Below are 25,485 nucleotides of genomic sequence, written 5' to 3' on the forward strand. Positions count from 1 at the left end.
CCGTCCGCCGTGGTAGTCGCCGCGCCTTCACCCGGTCGCGCGAGACGCACCGGTCCACTCCATTCACGGCCCCTTCGCCCATGACAGACGTCACGACCACCGCCGCCGACACCCCGCAAACCCAGGACGGCGCCCCGCCCAACGGCGGCTTCCGCATCCTGGCCCAGTACGTCCGCGACCTGTCGTTCGAGAACCCCAAGGCGCCCGACAGCCTGCGCATCGAGGGCAAGCCCGGCATCGACATGGGCGTCGAGCTGAACGCCCAGGGCCGTCCCGACGGCCTGTTCGAGGTCGACATGAAGCTGTCGGTCAAGGCCTCGACCGACGCCATGACCGTGTTCAACGTCGAACTGCTGTACGGCGGCCTGTTCCAGCTGAACAATGTCGCCCCGGCCGACATCGAGCCCCTGCTGCTGATCGAATGCCCGCGCTACCTGTTCCCGTTCGCGCGCGAGATCATCGCCCGAGCCACGGCGGACGGCGGCTTCTATCCGCCCTTCATGATGGACCCGATCGACTTCGTGGCCATCTATATGGCCCGCCAGCAGCAGATGGCCGCCAACGCCGACGCGGGCGCCGGCCAGGCCTGAGTCTCTGAAATCAACGACTGTGGAAGGCGTCCGTCAGCCGGCGGACGCCTTTTCCATGTCTGCCTCGACGGTGATCCCGTAGCCCTGCCACAGGGACCGGTCCTTCAGGGTCGCGGTCAGGAAGGCCAGATGAGCCTCATGCTCGGCCGGAGTCGAGCGCGGGGCGAGGGGACGCGGCCGGGCGCCGTGACCGCCGGCGGCGGCGAAGGCGGCGGCCTGTTCGGCGCCCTTGCGGCTGGTCAGGTCCAGCACCCGCTCCTTGCCGCCGCGCAGCTCGAGATAGACCTCGGCCAGCAGACGGGCGTCGATCAGGGCGCCGTGAAACGAACGGTCGGCCAGCGAGACCTTGTAGCGTTTGCACAGGGCGTCCAGCGAGTTGGGCATGCCCGGCCAGCGCTTCTGGGCCAGCTGCAGGGTGTCGATCCAGCGGTCGGCCGGCAGCAGGGGCGAGCCGCAGCGGCCGTATTCATGGTCGATGAAGTTGCGGTCGAACTGGGCGTTGTGGGCGACCACCGGAGCGTCGCCGATGAATTCCATCAGGTCGGCGACGATCTCCGCGAATTTCGGCGCGTCCTTGACCTTCGCGTCGGTGATGCCGTGCACCCGGATGGCGTCTTCGGGGATCAGCCGCTCGGGATTGCAGTAGCGGTGGAAGGTCCGGCCGGTCGGCAAGAGGTCCATGATCTCGATACAGCCGACCTCGATCAGCCGGTCGCCCGTGCGCGGGTCGAAGCCGGTGGTTTCAGTATCGAGGACGATTTCGCGAGCCATGGGCCTTTAATGGTGTGCTTTGGGTCCGTGCGAAAGACGGACAAAGGTCACGATCGGGGAGAAACCCAGTCCGGGTCAAGCACAGTCGCCACAATGGCCCGGACCTGATCGCGCGCCGCGTCCAGCCCCCGGTCGGTCTCGACGAGGAAGTCGGCCAGGCGGCGTTTCTCGGCGTCGGGGACCTGCCGTTCCAGAATGGCCTCGAACCGCTCGCGGGTCATGCCGGGGCGGGACAGGACCCGTTCGGCCTGAACCTCGGGGCTCGCCGTGACCACCACCACCGCATGGAACGCCTTCTGGCCGGCACCCTCGAACAGCAGGGGGATGTCCAGCACCGCCAGCTTCACGCCACGCTCCGCCGCCTCGGCCAGTTCGCCGGCCCGGCCCGCGGCGACCAGGGGGTGGACGATGGCCTCCAGACGTTTGAACGCGGCGTCGTCGCGGCCGAGCGCCCCGGCCAGCCGGGTCCGGTCCACGGCGCCGTCGACGACCACGCCGGGGAAGGCCTCGCCGACCGGTTCGACCGCGGCCCCGCCGGGCGAATAGAGTTTGTGCACGGCCTCGTCGGCGTTCCAGACCACGGCGCCTTCGTCGGCGAACATCTGCGCCGTCGTCGACTTGCCCATGCCGATGGAGCCGGTGAGGCCCAGCAGGATCATTTCGCCTGGCTCTCGATGGCCGCCAGCAGCAAAGGCCGAAGGGGCAGGGCAGGGGGTTCGACGCCGAAGATGGCCTTGAACGACGGCCCCGCCTGACCGATCAGCATGCCCAGCCCATCGACGGTCCGAAGGCCCCGGGCGCGCGCCGCCAGCAGGAATTCGGTGTCCACAGGGCGATAGGTCATGTCCATCACCGCCGTCTCGGGTTCGAGCACCCCCAAGTCCAGCGTCGGCTTGATGCTGAGCGCATTGATCACCAGAACCGCGCCGACGAAGGCATCGGCCTCGTCCACAACCGTGACCGACGGCCCCAGATCGGCGGCCAAGGCCTCGGCCCGGTCGCGCGACCGGTTCAGGATGCGGACCCTCGCCCCTTCGGCGATCAGGGTCCCCGCCGCCGCCCGGGCCGCGCCCCCGGCGCCGAGGATGACCACCGGCTGGTCCTTAACCGTCAGACCCGGCGCCTGATCGGAGATCGCCCACATCATGCCGAAGCCGTCGGTGCTGTCGCAGGCGACATGGCCGTCGCGGAAGACCAGAACATTGGCCGAGCCTGAACCCTTCGCCGCCTCACTGGCGCTATCCGCCAGGGCGAAGGCCTGTTCCTTGAACGGGGCGGTGACATTGATCCCCATCAACAGCCCGGCCCGGCCGGCCGCGACCAGGGCCTCGAACCCGGCCTCGTCGGCGGGGGCGAAGGGGACATAGGCGGCGTCCATGTCGGCGGCGGCGATCCAGGCGTTGTGGATGACCGGGCTCAGCGAATGGCCGATGGGATTGCCGGCGATGCCGCCGACCTTCGCGGCGCCGGAGATAGTCTGCTTCACGAGGCGATCACTCCGGCGCGGCGCAATTCGGCCAGAACCGGCCACAGCGGCAGGCCCAGGACGGTGAAATAGTCGCCCTCCACCGCCTCGAACAACTGCGACCCCAGCCCCTCCAGCCGGTAGGAGCCGACGCAGGCCAGCAGTTCATTGCCCTCCGTGGCCAGATAGGCGTCGAGGAAGGCGTCGGAAAAGTCGCGCATCTTCATCTGGACCGTATCCACGCCCGACCAGACCACCTGTCCCTTGGTCGCGAGGGCCGCGCCCGAGTGCAGCTGGTGCGATTTCCCGCGCATGGATTTCAGCCGCGCCTTCGCCTCATCCAGCGATTTCGCCTTGGAGATCAGACCCCCGTCGAAGGCCAGGGTCTGGTCGGCGCCCAGAACCCAGACGTCGGGATCGCGCCGCGACACCGCCAAGGCCTTGGCGCAGGCCAGTTCCACGGCCAGTTCATCGGCGCCGGCGCCCTTCATAGCGACCTTGATCGCATCCTCGTCGACCCCGGCGTCCTCCAGCCCGAAGGTCACGCCAGCATCCGTCAGCATGGCCCGGCGCGCGGCGCTGCGGGACGCCAGTATAAGGCGCTCACTCACCAGGCGGCTCCGATCCGGCGGGTGCGTTTCTCGCTCAACAGGTTGACGATGGCCGCCGCCGTCTCCTCGACCGAACGCCGGGTCACGTCGATGGTCGGCCAGCCCCGCCGTTCGAAGGCCCGGCGCGCCTTGACCGTCTCCTCGCGCACCAGATCGTGGTCGACATAGGCCGAGGTATGGTCGGCATTCAGTCCATCGAGGCGGTTGCGGCGGATCTGGACCAAACGGTCGGGCGAGACGGTCAGGCCGATGACCAGCGGGTTCTTCAGCCCGACCAGACGCTCCCCGTCCTCCTGCCCCGGCACAAGGGGCACATTGGCCGCGCGGATACCGCGATGGGCCAGATAGATGCAGGTCGGGGTCTTGGACGTCCGGCTGACGCCGCACAGGACGACGTCGGCGCCCTCCAGCTGCTCGGCCGTGCCCTGGCCGTCGTCATGGGCCATGGCGTAGTCCAGGGCGCTGATCCGGTTGAAATATTCGTGGTCCAGGGCGTGCTGGGCCCCGACCCGGGTCGACAGGGCCGCGCCCAGATAGCGGGACAGGGCCCCGACCAGCGGATCCAGCGCCCCGATCTGGGGCATGTCGGCGGCACGACAACCTTCCTCCAGCTGGGCGCGCAGATCGCGATCGACCAGGGTGTGCAGCACCACGCCCGGGGCCATGGTGATCTCCTCCAGCACCCGCTCCATCTGCTTCTCCGAGCGGACCAGGGCGTAGATGTGCTCGATCGGGATTACGCCCTCGAACCGGGCCGTGACCGCCTTGGCCATGGCGTTCAGGGTCTCGCCGGTCGAATCCGACACCAGATGGACATGGAAATAGGTCGCCAGTCGCACGGGACCGGCCGGTTTGCCGACGGGAGAGTTGGGCGTCATGCGGTGGGACTCATCAACGGATTCCTGTGGAAACCCCGGTTGCCTTTCTGGGCGCCGAAATCCCCGGACTGGGCGCCGATCTCTATAGCCGCGCCCGCCGACGGGGGCGAGCGGGGACAGCGGGGAGGATTCATCCCTCCGAACCCTGAGATTTCCAATGGCGATGGGGGCTCCCGGGGGCTGCAGTGGATAAGGTTAACAGGAGGTAAACGGCGCCCACCAGTCGTGCCCAGGCGCGGTGGCGCTCAAACCCCCGTCCGTTAAGGCTTCGTTAAGGATTATCCCCGGTTTCTACAGCCTCATCCCGGGGTCTGGATCGGTCCCGGACGACCGGTGAAGGTTCGCTTTCCGTTCACGGCGCCACCTGAAAATCATCCCCGTCGTCCCGGCCCCCTACCGCCTTCCTCCAATCTTTTTAAATTCTTGATCAGAGAAGGGGGAGGGCCTGTGACCCCTTGGACAAACCGGGCACTTGAGCGAAGGCCGGGCTCCCCGTAGGACCAAGCTCATGACAACGCCTTCGGTCCAGCCTCTCGTCCTTCAGGTCCTTTCGGGTCAAAAGACGGCCCGTCCTCCCGTCTGGTTCATGCGTCAGGCGGGGCGGTATCTGCCGGAATACCGGGCTCTGCGCGCCGAGGCTTCCGACTTCATCGCCTTCTGCATGAACCCGGAGATGGCGGCCGAGGCGACCCTGCAGCCGATGAAGCGGTTCGGCTTCGACGCGGCCATCGTCTTCGCCGACATCCTGCTGATCCCCCGGGCCCTGGGTCAGGACGTCTGGTTCGAGAGCGGGGAGGGACCCCGGCTGGGCGAGATGCCGCCGGTGGGCCGCATGGCCGAACTGGCCGAGGGCGCGGGCGAACACCTGGCCTCGATCGGCCAGACCCTGTCCCTGGTCCGGGAGGGGCTGGAGCCCGAGCGCGCCCTGATCGGTTTCGCCGGCGCCCCCTGGACCGTCGCCACCTATATGCTGGACGGCCAGCACAACACGATCGGCAAGGGCGAGCGGGCTACGGCGCGGAAGTACGCCTACGAAGACCCGGAGACGGTCGACGCCCTGCTCGAGGTTCTGGTCGAGGCCACCGCCCGCTATTTCGTCATGCAGGCCAATGCTGGCGCCCAGGTCCTGAAAATCTTCGAGAGCTGGGCCGAAGGGCTCCCCGACGATCTGTTCGAACGTCTGGTCCTCAAACCCCACAAGGCGCTTGTCGCCCGGACCCGCGAGCTGGGGGTGACCGTCCCCCTGATCGGCTTCCCGCGCGGTTCGGCCATCCACGCCGAACGCTATGCGAGCGAAGTGGACGTTCAGGCCGTGGCGCTCGACACCGCCTGTCCTCTGGCGGTCGGTCAGAGGGTGCAGAAGATCAAGCCCATCCAGGGCGCGCTCGACCCCCTGCTTCTACGTGCTGGCGGCAAGGCGCTGGACGCCCGCGTCGATCAGCTGATGGAGGCCTGGAACGATGGTCCATGGATCTTCAATCTCGGCCACGGCATCCTGCCAGACGTGCCGATGGCCCATGTCGAACAGGTTCTGAAACGGATCGGCGCCCAATGAGTGAGCCGTTCGCGCGTCCGAAACGGATCGCGGTCATGCTGTTCAATCTCGGCGGCCCCGACGGTCAGGCGGACGTACGGCCCTTCCTCTACAACCTGTTTTCGGACAGACGGATCATCGGTTTGCCCTGGGGGGCGCGGCACGCCCTGGCCTGGCTGATCTCCACCACCCGGGCGAAGTCGGCTCGCGCCAACTATATGAAGATGGGCGGCGGATCGCCCCTGCTGGCCGAGACCCGCAAACAGGCGGTCGCACTGGAGAAGGCGCTGAATCGCAAGAAGGACCGGGAGGTCCGCGTCTTCGTGGGCATGCGCTACTGGAAGCCGTTCATCGACGATGTGGCCCGGGAGATTTCCGCCTGGGGACCGGACGAGACGGTGGTCCTGCCCCTCTATCCCCAGTTCTCCTCCACCACGACCCTGTCCGGTTTCGACGTTTTCGACCGGGCCTTCGGAGGGCCGGCGAAGAAGATCTGCTGCTACGCCGGCGACGCGGACTTCATCGAAACCCATACCCATGTGGTGCGCGAATGGCTGAAGCTCCTGCCGACGGAACCCGGCGCGGTGCGCATCCTGTTTTCCGCCCACGGTCTGCCCGAGCGGATCATTCAGGCCGGGGATCCCTATCAGGAGCAGATCGAGGCCACCGTCGCCCGGATCATGGCCGGGCTGGGACCTGACGCGCCCGAACACCGCGTCTGCTACCAGAGCCGTGTGGGCCGGCTGGTCTGGATCGGTCCTTCGACGGAAGAGGCCCTGGCCGAGGCCGGAGCAGATGGAAAAGCGGTTCTGGTCGTGCCCGTCGCCTTCGTCTCCGAACATATTGAGACCCGGGTCGAGCTGGACATGGATTATGCCGAGCTGGCCGGGCGTTCCGGTGTGAAGACCTATGCCCGGGCGCCCACCCTGGGGGTCGCCCCGGGATTCATCGGCGCCCTGGCCGGGCAGGTGGACGCCGCCCTGCAGTCGCAGGACCCGATCATCGGCGACCACCACTGTTCGGCCGCTCATCCCCTGTGCCCTCGAAGGAGAGCCGCATGAACCCGTACGATCTTGCCCGCGGCCTCCACATCCTGGCGGTCATCGCCTGGATGGCTGGTCTGCTCTTCCTGCCGCGCCTGTTCGCCTATGACGCCGAGCAGAACGCCAAGCCCGAGCCCCTGAAGTCCGAGATGCAGGCCCTGCTGCGCACCTGGCAGGGTCGGCTGATGAAGATCATCATCAACCCGGCCTCCATCCTCGTCTTCATCTTCGGCGCCTGGCTGATCCACCTCGACATCCAGATGCGCGGCGCGGAATTCCTCGCCCAGCCGTGGATGATCACCAAGCTGGTCGGCGTCGTCCTGCTCTATGGCTGGCACGGCTATCTCTCGGCCGAGCGCAAGCGGATCGCCGCCGGGACCTCGGTCCGGACCTCGAAATTCTGGCGCATGACCAATGAGATCCCCTTCATCCTGGCCATCATCATGGTCCTGTCGGTGACGACGGAGTGGACATTTTCCTAGGGCGCTAACGCTCGGCTCGCGGAGCCTCGCTGCTTGAGCGCCGCTTGACCTTATGGGGGGTTTCGTGGTTTCGCTGGCGCGAACCGCGAGGCGCGACCCGCCCACGGTCCCCCTCTCTTCGCGACGCCGGTCGGATCGACCCGCCGGAGCCCGTCGCAAATCCCTTGGGCCGCAAGGCCAGACTTTTCCAACGCCTCTTCGTCCCGCGCCCTCACGGCGTCCGGGCGCGAGGCCGGGTGCTATCCTGACATGACCGACGTACGCGACACCGATCCCACCGCCCCCGAAGCCGAAGCGCTCGAAGGGCTGACCCCTGAAAACACCGCGGAAGAAATCGCCGCCGCCCAGAGCGCCATCGAGGCCGCCGAGGCGGAAGACGAGGAGGAGGGCGAAGCCGTCGTTCCCTCCGGCCGCATCACCCTGCAGGAACTGAACGACAAGACGCCGGCCGATCTGGTCGCCTTCGCCGAACAGCTCGAGATCGAGAACGCGGGCAACCTGCGCAAACAGGACCTGCTGTTCGCCATCCTCAAGGCCCTGGCCGATGAAGAGGTCGAGATCATCGCCTCGGGCGTGCTCGAAATCCTCTCCGACGGCTTCGGCTTCCTGCGCAGTCCGGACGCCAATTACCTTCCGGGTCCGGACGATATCTATGTCTCGCCCTCGCAGATCCGCCGCTTCGGCCTGCGCAACGGCGACACCGTCCACGGCGCCGTCCGCGGCCCGCGCGAGGGCGAACGCTACTTCGCCCTGCTCAAGGTCGACACCATCAATTTCGAGGATCCGGAAACGGTCTCGACCAAGGTCCTGTTCGACAACCTGACGCCCCTCTATCCCGAAGAGCGGCTGCACATGGAAATCCAGGACCCGACCCTGAAGGACCGTTCGGGCCGGGTCATCGACATCGTCGCCCCGCTCGGCAAGGGCCAGCGCTGCCTGATCGTCGCCCCGCCGCGCGTGGGTAAGACGGTCATGCTTCAGAACATCGCCAAGTCGATCGAGAAGAACCACCCCGAGGTCTTCCTCATCGTTCTGCTGATCGACGAACGCCCCGAAGAAGTCACCGACATGCAGCGCACCGTGAAGGGCGAGGTCGTGGCCTCGACCTTCGACGAGCCGGCCAGCCGTCACGTCGCCGTCGCCGAGATGGTCATCGAAAAGGCCAAGCGCCTGGTCGAGCACAAGCGCGACGTCGTCATCCTGCTCGACTCGGTCACCCGTCTGGGCCGCGCCTACAACGCCACCGTCCCCTCGTCTGGCAAGGTCCTGACCGGCGGTGTCGACGCCAACGCCCTGCAGCGTCCCAAGCGCTTCTTCGGCGCGGCGCGAAATGTGGAGCAGGGCGGCTCCCTGACGATCATCGCCACGGCCCTGATCGACACCGGCTCGCGCATGGACGAGGTCATCTTCGAAGAGTTCAAGGGCACCGGTAACTCGGAAATCGTCCTGGACCGCAAGGTCGCCGACAAGCGCATCTTCCCGGCCATCGACGTGCTCAAGTCCGGCACCCGCAAGGAAGAGCTGATCACGCCGAAGGAACAGCTGACCAAGACCTATGTCCTGCGTCGCATCCTGAACCCCATGGGTCCGCAGGACGCCATCGAGTTCCTGCTCGACAAGCTGCGCCAGTCCAAGAACAACGGCGACTTCTTCCAGTCGATGAACACCTGATCGTCGATCACGATTGGGCGAGCGGCGGTATGGCCGGGCACTACGTAGTTTCACGTGAAACATCGGGTTCCGGCAGTGGAGTGAGGCCATGAAGGTCACCATCAATATCGAGTGCGAACCGGCCGAGGCCCGCGCCTTTCTCGGTCTTCCGGATGTCACCTCGCTCAACGACCATCTGGTCGAGGAGATGAAAAAGCGCATGGACGCCAATGTCTCGGCCATGCAGCCGGAAGAGCTGATGAAGTCCTGGACCAGCTTCGGCCTGACCGCCCAGGACCAGTTCCGCCGCCTGATGGAAGCCGCGACGACGTCGAAGTGACCGTCCCGTCTCCTCCCCATCGCGCTGCGATGGGGAGGTGGCTCGGAGCGCAGCGAAGAGACGGAGGGAGTTCTTTGCAAACAGCCTCGGCGCGGTTCAACCCCTCCACCGCTTCGCGGTCCCCCTCCCCACTGCGTGGGGAGGAGATATTTTCCCCATGACCCACACCATCTTCGCCCTTGCCACCCCGCCGGGTCGCGGGGCCATCGCCATCCTTCGCCTGTCCGGTCCCGGGACTGACGCCGTCCTGACCGCCCTCGGTGCGGGCGGCCTGAAGCCGCGTCTGGCGTCGCTGCGTACGCTGCGGCACGTGGAACAGATCATCGACCAGGCCCTGGTCCTCCGCTTCCCAAGCCCGAACTCCTACACGGGCGAAGACTGCGCCGAGCTCCATCTGCACGGCGGGCCCGCCGTGGTCGAGGCCGCCTCCAACGCCCTCATCGCTCTGGGCCTGCGTCCGGCCGAGCCCGGCGAGTTCACGCGTCGAGCCTTCGAGAACGGCCGGATGGATCTGGCCCAGGCCGAGGCGGTCGCCGACCTGATCGACGCCGAGACCACGGCCCAAGCCGGTCAGGCCCTCGGCCAGCTCGACGGCGCCCTTTCCCAGACCTACGCCGGCTTCCGCCGCGACCTGCTCAAGGCCCTCGCCCTCGTCGAGGCCGAGATCGATTTCCCGGATGAGGACGTGCCCGACAATCTGGCGCGCACCGCCGGGCCAGTGCTCGACGATCTGGCCGCCGATCTACGCGCGGCCCTGGCTGACGCCGACCGCGGACGCCGGGTGCGTGAGGGCTATCGCATCGTCCTGATCGGCGAGACCAATGCCGGCAAGTCGTCCCTGTTCAACGCCCTGGTCGAGCGGGAAGCGGCGATCGTCACCCCCATCGCCGGCACGACGCGTGATGTACTCGACGCTGAACTGGTCATCGGCGGCTATGCCGTGACCCTGTCCGACACCGCCGGCCTGCGCGACAGTGAGGATCCGGTCGAGGCCGAGGGTGTCCGACGCGCCCGCGCCCGCGCCGCCGAGGCCGACCTTCGTCTCTGGGTCCGGGCCCCCGGCGACCCCGACGGCGTCGCCGCTGGGTTCGCGAAAGCTGACGATCTGGTCGTCCTGACCAAGGCGGATCTGGGCGCGGCGTCGGTCGAGGCCACAGAGGTTCTGACCGTGAGCACTGCAAGCGGGGAGGGGCTCGGCGCCCTTCACGACTGGATCGCCGCCCGCCTCGCTCGCGATCTCTCGGGCGCCGACTTCCCCGCCGTTACACGTGAAAGACACCGCCGCCGTCTGACCGAGGCCCTGTCCGCCGTCGAGGCCGGGCGCGCTGCCCTGGACCGCGCGCCCGAGATGGCGGGGGACGATCTGCGCCGCGCCGCCGAGGCCCTGGCCCGGGTCACCGGGGCCATCGGGGTCGAGGATGTTCTCGGCGAGGTGTTTTCGACCTTCTGTATCGGAAAGTGAGGGCGGTCTGTTCCACGTGAAACACCGCCTCCAGTAGCTTTTTCGGCCCATTTCCCCTATGTCCCGCCCCATGCATTCCCCCCATTCCTTCGACGTCATCGTCATCGGCGGCGGCCACGCCGGCTGTGAGGCCGCGGCCGCCTCCGCGCGCGCCGGCGCCCGCACCCTTCTGCTAACCCAGAAGCTGGAGACGGTGGGGGAGATGTCGTGCAACCCGGCCATCGGCGGTCTGGGCAAGGGCCATCTGGTGCGCGAGATCGACGCCCTCGACGGTGTCATGGGTCGGCTGGGCGATGTGTCGGGCATCCAGTTCCGCCTGCTGAACCGCTCCAAGGGCGCCGCCGTCCAGGGCCCTCGCAGCCAGATCGATCGCCGTCTGTACCGCGAGGCCATGCAGGCTGAACTGGCCCAGACGCCGAACCTGACCCTGATGGCCGGCACCGCCGAAGGTCTGATCATGGACGGGCACCGCGTCGTAGGGGTCACCACACTTGGAGGCGAGCCGATCCGCGCCGCCGCTGTCGTCCTGACCACGGGCACCTTCCTGAACGGCGTCATCCATCGCGGCGACGAGCGTATCCCGGCGGGCCGCCACGGCGAGGATCCCTCGACCGGCATGGCCGCCGACCTCTATGGCGCGGGCCTCCAGATGGGCCGTCTGAAGACCGGCACCCCCGCTCGTCTCGACGGTCGCACCATCGGCTGGGACCGGCTGGAGATGCAGGCCGCCGACGAGGAGCCGGTGCCGTTCAGCTTCCTGACCGACCGGATCGACGTGCCCCAGATCGCCTGCGGCATCACCTCTACCAATGAAGAGACCCACCGGATCATCGCCGCCAACCTCGGCGAGAGCGCCGTCTATGGCGGCCACCTGACCGGTCGCGGCCCGCGTTACTGCCCCTCGATCGAGGACAAGGTGGTCCGCTTCGCCGACAAGATTTCGCACCAGGTCTTCCTCGAACCCGAGGGTCTGGACGATCCCACCGTCTATCCGAACGGAATCTCGACCTCGGTTTCGCCCGAGACCCAGCTAGCCTTCCTGCGCACCATGCCGGGGCTGGAGGCGGTCGAGGTCTTCCGCTTCGGCTATGCCATCGAATACGACTATGTCGATCCGCGCGAGCTGACCCCGGCTCTGGAGGTCAAGCGCCGCCCGGGCCTCTATCTGGCCGGCCAGATCAACGGCACGACCGGCTATGAAGAGGCAGGGGCCCAAGGCCTGATCGCCGGCCTGAACGCCGCCCGCGCCGCCGCCGGATCGGACCCGATCATCCTCGGCCGAGACCAGGCCTATATCGGTGTGATGATCGACGACCTCGTCACCCGGGGCGTCACCGAGCCCTATCGGATGTTCACCAGCCGGGCCGAGTATCGTCTGACCCTGCGCGCCGACAACGCCGACCAGCGTCTGACCCCCATCGGCATCGCAGCCGGCGTCGTCGGCTCTGACCGCGCCCTCCGGTTCGGAGCCAAAGCCGCCGCTCTGGCCGAGGCCATGACCCTTGCACGCGAAACGCGCTACACGCCGAAGGAGGCGCAGGCGCTCGGCATCGCCGTCAACTCGGACGGTCAGCGCCGCTCGATGCGCGACCTGCTGGCCTATCCGGGCGTCGACCTGACCGCCTTCGAGGCTGAGCATCCGGTCATCGGCGAGTGGCCCGCCGCCGTGCGCGAACAGGTGCAGATCGATGCGGGCTATGCCGGCTATCTGGACCGTCAGGCCGCCGACGCCGAGGCCCTGCGTCGTGAAGAGCAACTGAAGCTTCCGGCCAATCTCGACTATACGGCCATCGGCGGCCTCTCCAACGAGGTGCGCGAGAAGCTGTCGCTCATCCAGCCCCAGACCCTCGGGCAGGCGGGCCGGATCGAGGGCATGACCCCCGGCGCCCTGACCGCCCTGTTGTCTCACGTGCGCAAGGGCGCGCGGGCCGAAGCCGCCGCATAAGATGACCCCGCCCGAATTTCAGACCCTGACCGGCGCATCGTCGGAGCGTATGGCCGACCTCGCCGTCTTCGTCGAGCGGCTGACCGAGGCCAATGAGGTCATGAACCTCGTCGGGCCGGATTCGATTCCCGACTTCTGGAATCGGCACGCCTGGGACTCGGCCCAGCTGCTGGATCTGGCGCCGGAAGCGAAGACCTGGGCGGATCTGGGGGCAGGGGCGGGTTTCCCCGGTCTGGTCCTCGCCATCCTGTTGAAGGATCGGCCGGGAGCGCACGTCTGGCTGATCGATTCCCTGCAGAAACGCTGCCGATTCCTCCAGACCATCGTCGATGAGCTGGCCCTGCCGGCGACCGTCATCTGGGGCCGGGCCGAGGAGCAGAACGTCAAGGTGGACGTCGTCACCGCCCGCGCTGTCGCTCCGATGGACAAGCTTCTGAGTTATGCACAGCCCTACCTCTCGCGCGGTGCACAAGCTGTGTTTCTCAAGGGAGAGAAGGCCGAGGCGGAGTTGCAGGAAGCGGCCAAGGTCTGGCATCTGGAGGCTGACCTCTCCGTCTCCCGCAGCGATCCGCGCGGTCGTATCGTAACCGTCAGGACCCTTCGCCGTGGCTCCCAAAAGCGTAAACATGCCTGAAGTCGAGAAGAAGACCCGCGTCCTCGCCGTCTCCAACCAGAAGGGCGGGGTGGGCAAGACCACGACCGCGATCAACCTCGGGACGGCCCTGGCCGCCATCGGCGAGAAGGTGCTGATCGTCGACATGGACCCGCAGGGCAATGCCTCCACGGGTCTGGGTGTTCCACGTGAAACGCGTCGGATCACCATCTATGACGTGGTCGTCGACGGCCGCTCGATCCATGATGCGGCCGTACCGACGGCCGTACCGGGTCTGCATATTATTCCGGCCGACGCCGACATGTCGGGGGTCGAGATCGAGCTGAGCCAGGCCGACCGGCGCTCCTACCGTCTGCGAGACGCGCTCGAGGCGCAGCAGAACGGAACTACCGGGTATGACCCGGCCCCCTACGACTATGTCCTGATCGACTGTCCGCCGTCGCTCAACCTGCTGACGCTGAACGCCATGGCGGCCGCCGACGGGGTGCTGGTCCCGTTGCAGTGCGAATTCTTCGCTCTGGAGGGGCTGACACAGTTGATGAAGACCATCGACATGGTCCGTCAATCATTGAATCCGGCGCTGGAAATCCAGGGTCTGGTCCTGACCATGTACGACCGCCGCAACGCCCTGTCGGCCCAGGTCGCCGCCGACGTGCGCGGCCATTTCGGCGACAAGGTGTATGATGCGGTCATCCCGCGGAACGTCCGGGTGTCGGAGGCGCCGTCCTTCGGCAAGCCTGTGTTGATCTACGATCTGAAATGCACGGGCAGCCAGGCCTATCTGCGCCTCGCCAAGGAGGTGGTCGGCCGCGAACGCCGCCGCCGCGCCGAACCGGCCGCCGCCTGAAAACAATAAAAGAAACGGAACAAAGACTTGTCTGAACGTCAAAGAGGATTGGGCCGCGGCCTGTCGGCCCTGCTGGGCGAGAACGCCGCCGAGGCTGTGCCGGTTTCGGGCGCGCCGGCGGCTGGAATCCAGACCGCGCCGATCGAAAGCCTCAAGCCCAACCCCGATCAGCCGCGCAAGATCTTCACCCAGGAAGACCTCGACGAACTGACGACCTCGATCCGCGACAAGGGCATCCTCCAGCCCATCCTGGTGCGCACCCAGCCGGGTCAGGACGGCATGTGGCAGATCATCGCCGGCGAACGCCGCTGGCGCGCCGCCCAGGCCGCCCGCCTGACCGAAGTGCCGATCGTCGTGCGCGAGATGGACGACGTCGAGGTGTTCGAGGTCGCAATCATTGAAAACGTCCAGCGCGCGGACCTGAATCCTCTGGAAGAGGCCGACGCCTACCGGATGCTGATGGAGCGGTTCGGCCGGACCCAGGACACGGTCGCCGGCGTCGTCGGCAAGAGCCGCAGCCATGTGGCCAACACCCTGCGCCTGCTGCAACTGCCCGAGGAAGTCCTCTGGTATGTCCGCCACGGCAAGCTGACCGCAGGTCACGCCCGCGCCCTGATCACCGCCCCCAACCCGGGCGAACTGGCCGAACAGGTCTTCAAGGAAGGCATGAACGTCCGTCAGGCCGAGGCCCTGGCCCGGCGCGCGGCCGAGGGTCCGAAGCCGTCGTCGGCCAAGCCGGTTGCGGCCTCGGGCGAAGGCTCGGCCGACGTTCAGGCGCTGGAGCAGGATCTGGCCGACGCCCTGGGGCTGAAGGTCCAGCTGGCCGACAAGGGCGGCAAGGGCGAGATCACCATCCGCTATGGCTCGCTGGAGCAGCTGGACGACCTCTGCCGCCGCCTTATGCGCGGCTGAGGCCGGTCTGTGCTAGGGTCCGGGCATGACTGAAAAGACTGAAACCGCCGCCGAAGCCCTGAAACGCGTCCTCGCCGCCAAGAAGGCTGGCGCTACCGGAAAGGGCGGCCCGGCCTTCAAGCCCGGCCAGCATCCTGAGAAGGCGGCCGGCGCCAAGAGCGCGGCCATGGCCAAGCCCGCGTTCAGGAAGGCCTCGAAGCGGGGTTAGGTTTCCTCACCATCGCTTTGCGATGGGGAGGGGGACCGCCCGCCGCTTGGCGGGTGGTGGAGGGGGGTCTTTGCAGCCCGAACGCCACCCTCGGAAAAGGAAGAAAGAACCCCCTCCGTCTCCTCGCGAAGAGCTCGGAGCCACCTCCCCACGCTGAGCGTGGTGAGGAGACAGCTTGGCTAAACCACTTCGCCCCTCAACAGGCTCGGCAGATCCCCCGTCGCGCCGCCGGCCTCGCGCATGAAGGCGCGGCGCAGGGGGCCGATGCGGTTGACGGCGGCCATGCCGAGATCACGCGCCAGACGCACCGGCGGCAGATCGTTCGAGAACAGCCGCACGAAGCCGTCGAAACCGGCCGCCAGAGCCGCATTGTCGAACCGGCGCCAGCGGGCGTAGCGGTCCAGCACCGTCTCCGAGCCGAAATCCTCGCCCAGCCGCACAGCCTCGGTCAGCACCTCGGCGAGGGCTGCGGCGTCCTTCAGCCCCATGTTCAGCCCCTGACCCGCGACGGGATGCACCCCATGGGCGGCGTCGCCGAGCAGGGCGGTGCGCGGGGCGGTCAGCTTTTCGGCCAGCTCCAGCGACAGGGGATAGACGAAGCGCGGGCCCTCGGGCGTCGCGCCGTCCAGAAACTCGCCGAAGCGGCGCATCAGATGGGCGTTGAAGGCCTCGTCCGAGGCGGATTTCAGGGCCTCGGCGCGGCGGGTGGTCTCGGTCCAGACCAGACTGGCGCGCTGGTCGGTCAGGGGCAGGATGGCGAAGGGGCCGCCGGGCAGGAAATATTCGTGGGCCACCCCGCCGTGGGGCCGGCCCAGACGCACCGTGGCCACGACCCCGCTCTGGCCATAGCCCCAGCCGACCGTGCCGATCTTCGCCGCGCGACGCACCACCGAGGCCCGGCCTTCCGCGCCCACGACCAGCGGCGCCTTCAGGACATCGCCGTCGCTCAGGGTCACGATCGCGCCGAAGCCGTCGGTCTCCACCAAGGTCACCGAAACGGGCGCGCGCACCTCGATCCCGGCGGCGGTCACCGCCTCGGCCAGGGCCGTGCGGATGCGGCGGTTCTCGACCATATAGCCCAGCGGCTCGTCGCCGTTCTGGTCGCCGATCTCGGCGGCGTCGAAGCGCAGGTAGGCGGGCAGGGGCCTGTGCGAGGCCGCACCGGGCCGATGGCCGTCGGTCACCAGAATATGGTCCATCCGGCAGGCGTGGGGGCGCAGACCCTCGCCGACGCCGAGCGCGTCGAACATGCGGAAGGTAGCGTAGGCGACGGCGGTCGAACGGCCGTCGAAGGTCGGGGCCAGCTGGGCCGAAAACGGCTGAGGATCGACCAGCACCACCTTCAGCCCGCCTTGAGCCGCCGCCAGGGCGAAGGTCGCCCCGGCCATGCCGGCGCCGGCGATGATGACGTCATGCGTAAAGGGCGTGCTCATGCCCCGCTTGTCGCGCCCCCTGAGCCCGTCGTCCAGAGGTCAGAAGGTCCACAGGCCCGCCTCTGCAAGCGTGGCTTGGTAAATGCCCCCTTAACCACCCTCGGGCGACAACGGCGGTAAGACCGTTTCGTCCGGAGTAAGCCGTTCCATGTCCGCCGTTCTGATCCTCGGCAATCGCGCCTGGTCCAGCGCCCGCATCCTGTGGGACGCGCCCTTCGTGGTGCGGTTCCGGGGCGTGCTGCAGGCCCTGCTGGCGGCCCTGCTGCTGGTCGCCCTGATCTCGTGGAATCCGGCCGATCCGAGCCTGAACGCCGCCTCCTCGACGAGCGCGACCAACTGGCTGGGCGGCAACGGCGCCCTGTTCGCCGATCTGGCCATGCAGTCCGTGGGTCTGGCCGCCTGGCCGATGACGGTGCTGATCATCGCCTTCGGCTTGGCCACGGCCATCGGAGAGGCCATCCAGCAGCGGCTCAAGCCGACGCCGCTGAAGGCCCTGTCGGCCTCGGCGGGCGTGCTTCTGCTGTCCGCCGCCCTGTCGGCCCTGGCCGCGCCCGCCGCCTGGCCTCTGGCGACCGGAATGGGCGGCCTGTGGGGCGACGCCTTCACCGGCCTGACCGCCGGCGGCCTGCATGCGCTCAAGATCCCCGGCGCCCGCGTCATCGTCGGCCTGCTGTTCGCGGGGCTGGGCCTGTGGGCCTGCGCCTATGCCGTGGGCGTGCGCCTGACCGACTTCTCCGAGGCCCTGCACTGGGGCGCGACCCTGCGCCGCCAGCCCGATCCCCAGCCGGTCCCTGCGCCGCGCAAGCCGCGTGCGGCAAAGCCAAAGCCGATGACGGAAGCCGCCGCCATCCAGTCCGAACAGCGGATGGCCGAGGTTTCCAGCCGCGCCCCCACGGCGCCGGAAGCCGCTCCGGAAGCCGCCTGGACCCCCGATGAGGCCGACAGCGACGGCGCCTATGCCGACGACGGTCCGCCGTGGGAAGAGGCCGCGCCTATGGCTCCGACCTCTCTGGCCGCCGCCGTCGAGCCGCGCGTCGCCGCGCCCAAGACGCCCAAGCCCGCGAAAAACACCGGCGATCCGGATCAGGGCGCCTTCGTCTTCGACCGGCCGGAAGGCGACTTCGACCTGCCGCCGCTCGGCATGCTGGCCAAGCCCCAGGCCCGCGTCGGCATGATCGACGAGGATTCCCTGAAGCAGAACGCCAAGATGCTGGAAGGCGTTCTGGCCGAGTTCGGGGTCAAGGGCGTCATCGACCAGATCCGCCCGGGCCCGGTCGTCACCCTGTATGAACTGGTGCCCGCCGCCGGGGTCAAGCACGGCCGGGTCGTGGCCCTCTCGGACGACATCGCCCGCTCGATGAGCGCCCGCGCCTGCCGCATCTCGGTCGTTCAGGGCCGTAACGCCATCGGCATCGAACTGCCCAACGCCAAGCGCGAGACCGTCTATCTGCGCGATCTGCTGGCCTCGGGCGAATACGCCAAGCCCTCGCACATCCTGCCTCTGGCGCTGGGCGAAAGCATCGGCGGCGAGCCCTATGTCGCCGATCTGGCGCGCATGCCTCACCTGCTGATCGCGGGCACCACCGGCTCGGGCAAGTCGGTCGGGGTCAACGCCATGATCCTGTCGATCCTCTATCGCCTGACGCCGGCCGAGTGCCGCTTCATCATGATCGACCCCAAGATGCTGGAACTGTCGGTCTATGACGGCATCCCGCACCTGCTGGCCCCCGTCGTCACCGATCCCAAGAAGGCCGTCGTCGCCCTGAAATGGACGGTGCGCGAGATGGAGGACCGCTATCGCCGCATGTCCAAGCTCGGCGTCCGCAACGTCGCCAGCTACAACGAGCGCGCCGTCGAGGCCCAGAAGAAGGGCGAGCATTTCGAACGCACGGTCCAGACCGGCTTCGACGAACAGGGCCGCCCGATCTACGAGTCCGAGAAGATCCGTCCCGAGCCCATGCCCTATCTGGTCGTGGTCATGGACGAGATGGCCGACCTGATGCTGGTCGCGGGCAAGGACGTGGAAGGCGCGGTCCAGCGTCTGGCCCAGATGGCGCGCGCCGCCGGCATCCACCTGATCATGGCGACGCAGCGGCCGTCGGTCGACGTCATCACCGGCACCATCAAGGCGAACTTCCCGACCCGGATCTCCTTCCAGGTCACCTCCAAGATCGACAGCCGCACCATCCTGGGCGAACAGGGTGGTGAGCAGCTGCTGGGTCAAGGCGACATGCTCTACATGGCCGGCGGCGGCCGCATCACCCGTCTGCACGGTCCGTTCGTGACCGACGGCGAGGTCGAGAGCGTCTGCGCCCACCTGCGCGCCCAGGCCGAGCCCGACTACCTCGACCTGATCACCGACGACCCCGACGGCGACGGCGACAACGCCATGGGCGGCGATGACGGCGGCTCTTCCGGCGACGACCTCTACGACCGCGCCGTCGCCGTGGTCACCCGCGACCGCAAGGCCTCGACCTCCTACGTCCAGCGCCGTCTGCAGATCGGCTATAACCGCGCCGCCTCCCTGATCGAGCGGATGGAGCAGGAGGGCGTGGTCTCCCCCGCCAACCACTCCGGCAAGCGCGACGTCCTCGCCGGCCCGCCGCCGATGGGGTGAGGCCTGTTCTATGGGGAGTTGGGTGTTGCTAGGCGGGTCTAACAGGGAAAGGGCGAAACGCCTCCTGGCGGTCACGGCTCTACTTCTGGCGTCTTGCTCTGGGTCGCCAAACTGGACGGGCTTTGTCTACCCAGATGCCAACAACCTCGTCGTCAGCGTTCAGATCGGCCAGTTTAAGACCTTCGAGCAGTGCAGGGCATCTGCCCTCGAAACGCTGGTGGTTTTCGGCGTTCCTGATCGCGGAACATTCGAATGCGGCCGCGATTGCCATCCAAGCAAAGACACAGGTCTGAACATTTGCGCGGAAACCCGCGACTAGCTCTCTCAAATACGCGTACCAAAGAAAAAGGCCGGTGGATCGCTCCACCGGCCTTTCCTCATTTCAAACCGCTGGGGCCGATTACTCGGCCGCGATGGCTTCGGCTTCCGGAGCGGTGCCGCCGCCCGCGAGGTTGCGCAGGACGTAGGGCATGACGCCGCCGGCGCGGAAGTAGTCCAGCTCGGTCTGGTTATCGATGCGGCAGCGGACCGGGAAGCGGGCCATCTTGCCGTCCGACGGGCGGAACAGCTCGACCCACAGGTCCTGACGCGGCTTCAGCTTGCCGATGTTGACGTCCGACAGGCCGCGGACGGTGACGATTTCCTCGCCCGTCAGACCCAGCTTCTGCCAGCCGTCGGCCTTGAACTGCAGCGGCACCACGCCCATCCCGACCAGGTTGGAGCGGTGGATACGCTCGTAGCTTTCGGCGATGACGGCGCGGACGCCCAGCAGCTTGGTGCCCTTGGCCGCCCAGTCGCGCGACGAGCCGGTGCCGTATTCCTTGCCGGCGAAGACGACCAGCGGACGGCCTTCCGACTGGTAGCGCATGGCCGCGTCGTAGATCGACATGGTGTCGCCCGACGGGAAGTGCTTGGTCACGCCGCCCTCGATGTCGGGGGTGATGCGGTTGCGGATGCGGATGTTGGCGAAGGTGCCGCGCATCATGACTTCGTGGTTGCCGCGGCGGGCGCCGTAGCCGTTGAAGTCCAGCGGGTCGACGCCGTGGTTGATCAGGAAGGCGCCGGCGGGCGACGAGGACTTGATCGAACCGGCCGGGGAGATGTGGTCGGTGGTGATCGAGTCGCCGAAGATGGCCAGCACGCGGCCCTCGACGATGTCGGTGACCGGAGCCGGGTCCATCGACAGGCCCTCGAAGTAGGGCGGGTTCTGGACGTAGGTCGAATCCGCGTCCCAGTCGTAGGTCTGGCCGCCTTCGATCTTGATCGCCTGCCAGTGCTTGTCGCCCTTGAAGACGTCCTTGTAGCGCTTGGCGAACATGGCCGGGGTGACCGACTTGCGCTGGATGTCCGAGACTTCCTGCGAGGTCGGCCAGATGTCCTTCAGGAAGACATCCTTGCCCTTCTTGTCCTGACCGATCGGGTCCTTGGTGATGTCGATGCGCATCGAACCGGCGATGGCGTAGGCCACGACCAGCGGCGGCGAGGCCAGGTAGTTGGCCTGGACGTCGGGGTTCACCCGGCCTTCGAAATTGCGGTTGCCCGACAGGACCGAGGTGGCGACCACGGCGTTGTCGTTGATCGTCTTCGAGATCGCCGGCGACAGCGGGCCAGAGTTGCCGATGCAGGTGGTGCAGCCGTAGCCGACCAGGTTGAAGCCCAGGGCGTCCAGATCCTTCTGCAGGCCGGCGTCGGTCAGATAGTCGGTGACGACCTGCGAGCCGGGAGCCAGCGAGGTCTTGACCCAGGGCTTGGCCTTCAGACCGAGAGCGGCGGCCTTGCGCGCCACCAGACCGGCGGCGATCAGGACCGAGGGGTTGGAGGTGTTGGTGCACGAGGTGATGGCCGCGATGACCACGTCGCCGTCGCCGACGGTGAATTTCTCACCTTCGACGTCGTAGCGCGGGGCGTCCGACGGACGGCCGAAGGTGCCGGTCAGATGGCCTTCGAACTCGGGGGCGGCAGTGGTCAGTTCAACGCGGTCCTGCGGACGCTTCGGGCCGGCCAGCGACGGCACGACCGAGGCCAGGTCCAGCTCGAGGGTGTCGGTGAAGACCGGCTCTTCGGAGTTTTCGTCGATCCACAGGCCTTGAGCCTTGGCATAGGCTTCAACCAGCGCAACGCGGGCCTTGTCGCGGCCGGTGGCGGTCAGGAAGTCGATGGTGGCTTGCGACACGGGGAAGAAGCCGCAGGTGGCGCCGTATTCGGGGGCCATGTTGGCGATGGTCGCCTGGTCTTCCAGGGTCAGCCCGGCCAGGGCGTCGCCGAAGAATTCGACGAACTTGCCGACCACGCCCTTCTTGCGCAGCATCTGGGTGACGGTCAGGACCAGATCGGTCGCGGTCGCGCCTTCCGGCAGACGGCCGGTCAGCTTGAAGCCGATGACTTCCGGGATCAGCATCGGGATCGGCTGGCCCAGCATGGCCGCCTCGGCCTCGATGCCGCCGACGCCCCAGCCCAGAACGGCCAGGCCGTTGATCATGGTGGTGTGGGAGTCAGTGCCGACGACGGTGTCGGGATAGGCGACGGTCTTCTTGCCCTCTTCCAGCGTCCAGACGGTCTGGGCGAGGTTTTCGAGGTTCACCTGGTGGCAGATGCCGGTGCCGGGCGGGACGACGCGGAAGTTGGCGAAGGCCGAGGAGCCCCAGCGCAGGAAGTTGTAGCGCTCGATGTTGCGCTCATACTCGCGCTCGACGTTCTGGCCGAAGGCTTTCGCGGTGCCGAAATTGTCGACCATGACCGAGTGGTCGATGACCAGGTCGACCGGGTTCAGCGGATTGATCTTGGAGGCGTCGGCGCCCAGGGCGGTCATGGCGTCGCGCATGGCGGCCAGATCGACGACGGCGGGCACGCCGGTGAAGTCCTGCATCAGGACGCGGGCCGGGCGGAAGGCGATCTCGTGCTCGACCGAGCCCTTGTTCTCGATCCAGGCGGCGACGGCCTTGAGGTCGTCCTCGGTGACCGAAACGCCGTCTTCGTTGCGCAGCAGGTTCTCGAGAAGCACCTTCATCGAGCGCGGCAGACGGGAAATCCCGGCCAGACCGGCTTCCTCGGCGGCGGGAAGGCTGTAATAGGCGTATTTCTTGCGCCCGACGGTGAGATCCTGACGGGTCTTGAGGCTGTCATTCGACGGCATGGAGAGTCTTCCTCTGGTGTACGCCGCCCGACAATCCGGTTGCGCCTCCGCGCGACAGACGCCGGGTCACACAGGTCCCCGACGCGCGCGGCGAAAGCCTGCTGCGGCACGGGGGGCTATAGCTCCGCGAAAGTATACAGTCCATGTATCCACGTCCTCTGTGGGGACATTGAGAACGGGTCGCAAAAAGTGATCCATTCCCTGAGCTTGAGCCGACTTTCCATCCTTCGCGGCGAGCGGGTCCTGTTCCGCGAACTGGACTTCGAACTTCAGGCCGGTGAGGTCTCGGCCCTCACCGGAGCCAACGGGGCGGGCAAGACCTCCCTGCTGCGCGCGGTCGCCGGACTGATCCGGCCCGAGGCCGGTGAAATCACCTTCTACGACGGCGACCGCAACCGGCTCGATCCGCGCGAGGCGCGGGGGCGGGAGGTCCATCTGCTGGGCCATCTGGACGGGTTGAAGGGGGCGCGGACGGCGCGCGACGAACTGGCCTTCCAGTGCGACTGGCTGGGCCACACCCAGGACGGGGTCGACGAGGCCATCGAGACCTTCGGCCTCAAGCCCCTGCTGGATCTGGAGGTGCGCAAGCTGTCGGCGGGACAGCGGCGTAGGCTCGCTCTGGGGCGTCTGGTCGGATCGCCGCGCGCCCTGTGGCTTCTGGACGAGCCCATGGGGCCGCTCGATGCCCGCTGGCGCGCCGTCTTCGCCGAGGTGATGCAGCGACATCTGCGGTCCGACGGCCTGATCCTCTGCGCCGTCCATGACGCCCTGCCGATGCCGGTGCGGACGCTGGATCTGGGGGGCTTGGGATGACCGAGCCCAGATTGCCCAAATGGAACGACCCGAAACCCGGCAAGCCCGAGCCCGGCGCGCCGGAGCCGCGCGCCCCCGGCCTGCGCGGGGCGACGCGGGTCCTGTTCGAACGGGAGCTGTCGCTGGCGTGGGGCGGGGGCGGCGGGCCCTTGCTGGCCTGCGCCTTCTTCGCCTGTATCACCGCCATCTTGCCCCTGGCGGCGGGCGGGGAGCTGAAGACCCTTGGCCCCGTGGCGGCGGGCGTGGCCTGGCTGGCTCTGGCCCTGTCCTCCCTGCTGTCGCTGGAGCGGCTGTTCGAGCGCGATCTGGAGGACGGGGCGCTCGATCTTCTCGCCACCGGCCATCTGCCGCTGGAATCCGTCTTCATCATCAAGGCGCTCAGCCAGTGGATCGCCACCGGCCTGCCGCTCGCCCTGACCGCGCCCGTCGCGGCCCTGGCCCTTGGACAACCGATTGGACTGGCCCCCCTGACGGCGCTGGCGGCGGGGCTCGGGGGGCTGGGCTTCGCCTTCACCGGGGCGCTCGGCGCGGCTCTGGCTCTGGGCGCCAAACGCGGCGGCCTGCTGATCGCCGTCGTCGTCCTGCCGCTGTTCATCCCGCCGGTGGTGTTCGGCTCGGGCGCGCTGGCCCGGGCGGTTCAGGGTCTGCCGCCGGGGCCCGCTCTGGCTCTGCTGGCCGCCTACGCCCTGTTCGCCGCCGTCATCGCCCCGTTCGCCGGCGCCGCCGCGATCCGCAATGCGCAAGGCTAGGGCGTAAGTGATCGGTGATAATCTGAAACCGGAGTTGGCTTGCCGTCCCGCCCGGCAGGCGTAAAGCGGATCTCATGACCGAAACCGTCCAGCCCGAAACCCCGCTCCAGGCGCCCGACCAGCAACCGGTCGTACGCGTCATCGCCATGCCCGCCGACACCAACCCCGAGGGCGACATCTTCGGCGGCTGGCTGCTGGCCCAGATGGACCTCGCCGGCTCGACGCCGGCCTTCGATCTGGCGCGCGGCCGCTGCGCCACCATCGCGGTCGACGGCATGGTCTTCCACCAGCCGGTCTCGGTCGGCGACGAGATTTCCATCTATGCGAAGGTGCTGCGCGTCGGCCGCACCTCGATCCGCGTCCATGTCGAGGCTTGGAAGCGGCCGCGCGCCTCGCACACCGTCATTCGCGTGACCGAAGGCGTCTTCACCTATGTCGCCATCGACGAACATCGCAAGCCGAGAGCCATTCCCGAACAGGGCTTCGAACAGGCCTAAAGCCCCACCGCAAAGGTCGGAAATCTTGACCAAACGGGCCTTCGCGCCTACCTGAGCCCCATGGCCGTCAGACGTATCCTCACCATCGACAACCCCGCCGACCTGTCGGTGCTCAAGCAGATCTCGAAACCGGTCGAGGCTGTGGACGCCGACGTGCGCGCCCTGATGGACGACATGCTGGAGACCATGTACGCGGCGCCGGGCATCGGCCTGGCCGCCGCCCAGATCGGCGATCTGCGCCGTGTCGTGGTCATGGATCTGCACGACGGCGAGCCGACGACGGACGCCGAGGTGGTCGACGAGGCCGGCGAGGACGCCGAGCCCAATCTCGCCGCCAATCCCCGCTTCTTCGCCAATCCTGAAATCCTCTGGGCCTCGGACGAGTTGTTCCAGTACGAGGAGGGCTGCCTGTCCCTGCCGGAGTATTTCGACACCGTCTCGCGCCCGGCCCGCATCCGCATCGCCTACCTCAACCGCGACAACCAGCGCATCGAGGAAGAGATCGACGGCCTCTACGCCGTCTGCTTCCAGCACGAACTGGATCACCTCGAGGGCGTTCTGTTCATCGACCATCTGTCGCGGCTCAAGCGCGACCGGGCGGTGACCAAGGTCAGGAAATACATGCGCTCGCGGGCGCTGGAGGACGCATGATGGGCCGCAGATCGACGGTGATCGACACCCACGGCCGCCGCCGTCTGACGCGTAGCGAGAAGATCGGCATCGGCAGCCTGGCGACCATCATCGGCGTCGCCGCCATCGGTCTGGTCGCCGGGGTCCTGCTGGACCGCCTGCTCGACTTCGACGACGCGCTGGACGCTGGCGGCGAATGGGACGAAGGCGGCGGGGTCGCCTCGCGCTGGGACTGACGTCCCAGCTTTTCTTGTTTTAGGGC

25 protein-coding genes are annotated in these 25,485 nt (G+C 67.7%); 18 read left to right on the forward strand and 7 right to left on the reverse strand.

All coding sequences use genetic code 11. The annotated features are described in order from the left end of the window. Positions 1-80 precede the first annotated feature (80 nt). Positions 81-590 carry a protein-export chaperone SecB gene (secB, locus tag AC1ROD_RS00465; protein ID WP_492946300.1) on the forward strand — a complete coding sequence of 170 codons (510 nt, stop codon included), beginning with the start codon at positions 81-83 and terminating at the stop codon, positions 588-590. 33 nt (positions 591-623) lie between these two features. On the opposite strand, the gene dnaQ is transcribed toward secB, so the two are convergent. From dnaQ to AC1ROD_RS00490, 5 genes are read right to left on the reverse strand one after another with little or no spacing between them, the layout of a single operon-like run. Further along, complete coding sequence (dnaQ, locus tag AC1ROD_RS00470) at positions 624-1,361, reverse strand: DNA polymerase III subunit epsilon (RefSeq protein ID WP_492946301.1); 738 nt, start codon at positions 1,359-1,361, stop codon at positions 624-626. A gap of 47 nt (positions 1,362-1,408) precedes the next feature. Beyond that, entirely contained in the window at positions 1,409-2,020 is a 612-nt protein-coding gene (gene coaE / locus AC1ROD_RS00475) for a dephospho-CoA kinase (RefSeq protein WP_492946302.1), read from the reverse strand. Then, a complete protein-coding gene (locus AC1ROD_RS00480; protein WP_492946303.1) occupies positions 2,017-2,847 on the reverse strand; it encodes a shikimate dehydrogenase family protein in 831 nt (276 codons plus the stop codon). Before AC1ROD_RS00480 ends, coaE begins: the two co-directional genes overlap by 4 nt. Beyond that, positions 2,844-3,437: a Maf family protein gene (locus tag AC1ROD_RS00485; protein WP_492946304.1), complete on the reverse strand. Its 594-nt coding sequence runs from the start codon at positions 3,435-3,437 to the stop codon at positions 2,844-2,846. The genes AC1ROD_RS00480 and AC1ROD_RS00485 overlap by 4 nt, the downstream gene beginning before the upstream one ends. Next, complete coding sequence (locus tag AC1ROD_RS00490) at positions 3,434-4,315, reverse strand: pyruvate, water dikinase regulatory protein (protein WP_492946305.1); 882 nt, start codon at positions 4,313-4,315, stop codon at positions 3,434-3,436. The genes AC1ROD_RS00485 and AC1ROD_RS00490 overlap by 4 nt, the downstream gene beginning before the upstream one ends. A gap of 508 nt (positions 4,316-4,823) precedes the next feature. Between AC1ROD_RS00490 and hemE the strand changes: the two genes are divergently transcribed. The 11 genes from hemE to AC1ROD_RS00545 all read left to right on the forward strand — a co-directional run bounded on the left by hemE (position 4,824) and on the right by AC1ROD_RS00545 (position 15,351). Then, positions 4,824-5,870: a uroporphyrinogen decarboxylase gene (gene hemE, locus AC1ROD_RS00495; RefSeq protein ID WP_492946306.1), complete on the forward strand. Its 1,047-nt coding sequence runs from the start codon at positions 4,824-4,826 to the stop codon at positions 5,868-5,870. Next, positions 5,867-6,910 carry a ferrochelatase gene (gene hemH / locus AC1ROD_RS00500; protein ID WP_492946307.1) on the forward strand — a complete coding sequence of 348 codons (1,044 nt, stop codon included), beginning with the start codon at positions 5,867-5,869 and terminating at the stop codon, positions 6,908-6,910. Before hemE ends, hemH begins: the two co-directional genes overlap by 4 nt. Then, on the forward strand, positions 6,907-7,374 hold the full coding sequence (locus AC1ROD_RS00505) for a CopD family protein (protein ID WP_492946308.1): 468 nt from the start codon (positions 6,907-6,909) through the stop codon (positions 7,372-7,374). The genes hemH and AC1ROD_RS00505 overlap by 4 nt, the downstream gene beginning before the upstream one ends. A gap of 249 nt (positions 7,375-7,623) precedes the next feature. Next, a complete protein-coding gene (gene rho / locus AC1ROD_RS00510; protein ID WP_492946309.1) occupies positions 7,624-9,045 on the forward strand; it encodes a transcription termination factor Rho in 1,422 nt (473 codons plus the stop codon). A gap of 88 nt (positions 9,046-9,133) precedes the next feature. Then, positions 9,134-9,364 carry a DUF6489 family protein gene (locus AC1ROD_RS00515; RefSeq protein ID WP_492946310.1) on the forward strand — a complete coding sequence of 77 codons (231 nt, stop codon included), beginning with the start codon at positions 9,134-9,136 and terminating at the stop codon, positions 9,362-9,364. Between the two features lie 157 nt (positions 9,365-9,521). Continuing rightward, positions 9,522-10,826, forward strand: a complete 1,305-nt coding sequence (gene mnmE, locus AC1ROD_RS00520; protein WP_492946311.1) for a tRNA uridine-5-carboxymethylaminomethyl(34) synthesis GTPase MnmE — start codon at positions 9,522-9,524, stop codon at positions 10,824-10,826. Between the two features lie 70 nt (positions 10,827-10,896). Beyond that, positions 10,897-12,771 (forward strand): tRNA uridine-5-carboxymethylaminomethyl(34) synthesis enzyme MnmG, encoded by a 1,875-nt coding sequence (gene mnmG, locus AC1ROD_RS00525; protein ID WP_492946312.1) that lies wholly within the window; start codon positions 10,897-10,899, stop codon positions 12,769-12,771. Between the two features lies 1 nt (position 12,772). Continuing rightward, a complete protein-coding gene (rsmG, locus tag AC1ROD_RS00530) occupies positions 12,773-13,405 on the forward strand; it encodes a 16S rRNA (guanine(527)-N(7))-methyltransferase RsmG (RefSeq protein WP_492946313.1) in 633 nt (210 codons plus the stop codon). Continuing rightward, entirely contained in the window at positions 13,398-14,231 is an 834-nt protein-coding gene (locus tag AC1ROD_RS00535; protein ID WP_492946314.1) for a ParA family protein, read from the forward strand. Before rsmG ends, AC1ROD_RS00535 begins: the two co-directional genes overlap by 8 nt. Before the next feature lie 27 nt (positions 14,232-14,258). Continuing rightward, positions 14,259-15,143, forward strand: coding sequence for a ParB/RepB/Spo0J family partition protein (locus tag AC1ROD_RS00540; RefSeq protein WP_492946315.1), 885 nt, complete (start codon positions 14,259-14,261; stop codon positions 15,141-15,143). Between the two features lie 25 nt (positions 15,144-15,168). Beyond that, the gene (locus tag AC1ROD_RS00545) at positions 15,169-15,351 is read left to right on the forward strand and encodes a hypothetical protein (protein ID WP_492946316.1); all 183 of its coding nucleotides are present in this window, start codon (positions 15,169-15,171) and stop codon (positions 15,349-15,351) included. Between the two features lie 179 nt (positions 15,352-15,530). Here the strand turns inward: AC1ROD_RS00545 and AC1ROD_RS00550 are convergent, their stop codons facing one another. Continuing rightward, a complete protein-coding gene (locus AC1ROD_RS00550) occupies positions 15,531-16,784 on the reverse strand; it encodes a UbiH/UbiF/VisC/COQ6 family ubiquinone biosynthesis hydroxylase (RefSeq protein ID WP_492946317.1) in 1,254 nt (417 codons plus the stop codon). Between the two features lie 148 nt (positions 16,785-16,932). Here AC1ROD_RS00550 and AC1ROD_RS00555 point away from each other — a divergent pair, with 148 nt between their 5' ends. Next, positions 16,933-19,401 (forward strand): FtsK/SpoIIIE family DNA translocase, encoded by a 2,469-nt coding sequence (locus tag AC1ROD_RS00555; RefSeq protein ID WP_492946318.1) that lies wholly within the window; start codon positions 16,933-16,935, stop codon positions 19,399-19,401. A 400-nt stretch (positions 19,402-19,801) separates the two neighbouring features. Here AC1ROD_RS00555 and acnA read toward each other — a convergent pair whose 3' ends face one another. Then, positions 19,802-22,534 carry an aconitate hydratase AcnA gene (gene acnA / locus AC1ROD_RS00560; RefSeq protein WP_492946319.1) on the reverse strand — a complete coding sequence of 911 codons (2,733 nt, stop codon included), beginning with the start codon at positions 22,532-22,534 and terminating at the stop codon, positions 19,802-19,804. 189 nt (positions 22,535-22,723) lie between these two features. Between acnA and ccmA the strand changes: the two genes are divergently transcribed. The 5 genes from ccmA to AC1ROD_RS00585 all read left to right on the forward strand — a co-directional run bounded on the left by ccmA (position 22,724) and on the right by AC1ROD_RS00585 (position 25,459). Continuing rightward, positions 22,724-23,347, forward strand: coding sequence for a heme ABC exporter ATP-binding protein CcmA (gene ccmA / locus AC1ROD_RS00565; RefSeq protein WP_492946320.1), 624 nt, complete (start codon positions 22,724-22,726; stop codon positions 23,345-23,347). Further along, on the forward strand, positions 23,344-24,096 hold the full coding sequence (ccmB, locus tag AC1ROD_RS00570) for a heme exporter protein CcmB (RefSeq protein ID WP_492946321.1): 753 nt from the start codon (positions 23,344-23,346) through the stop codon (positions 24,094-24,096). The genes ccmA and ccmB overlap by 4 nt, the downstream gene beginning before the upstream one ends. Before the next feature lie 74 nt (positions 24,097-24,170). After that, the gene (locus AC1ROD_RS00575; RefSeq protein WP_492946322.1) at positions 24,171-24,593 is read left to right on the forward strand and encodes an acyl-CoA thioesterase; all 423 of its coding nucleotides are present in this window, start codon (positions 24,171-24,173) and stop codon (positions 24,591-24,593) included. A gap of 60 nt (positions 24,594-24,653) precedes the next feature. Further along, entirely contained in the window at positions 24,654-25,244 is a 591-nt protein-coding gene (gene def, locus AC1ROD_RS00580; RefSeq protein ID WP_492946323.1) for a peptide deformylase, read from the forward strand. Further along, positions 25,244-25,459, forward strand: coding sequence for a hypothetical protein (locus tag AC1ROD_RS00585; RefSeq protein ID WP_492946324.1), 216 nt, complete (start codon positions 25,244-25,246; stop codon positions 25,457-25,459). Before def ends, AC1ROD_RS00585 begins: the two co-directional genes overlap by 1 nt. The last annotated feature ends 26 nt before the right edge of the window (positions 25,460-25,485 follow it).

This window comes from Brevundimonas sp. GW821-FHT12E07, assembly GCF_058807035.1.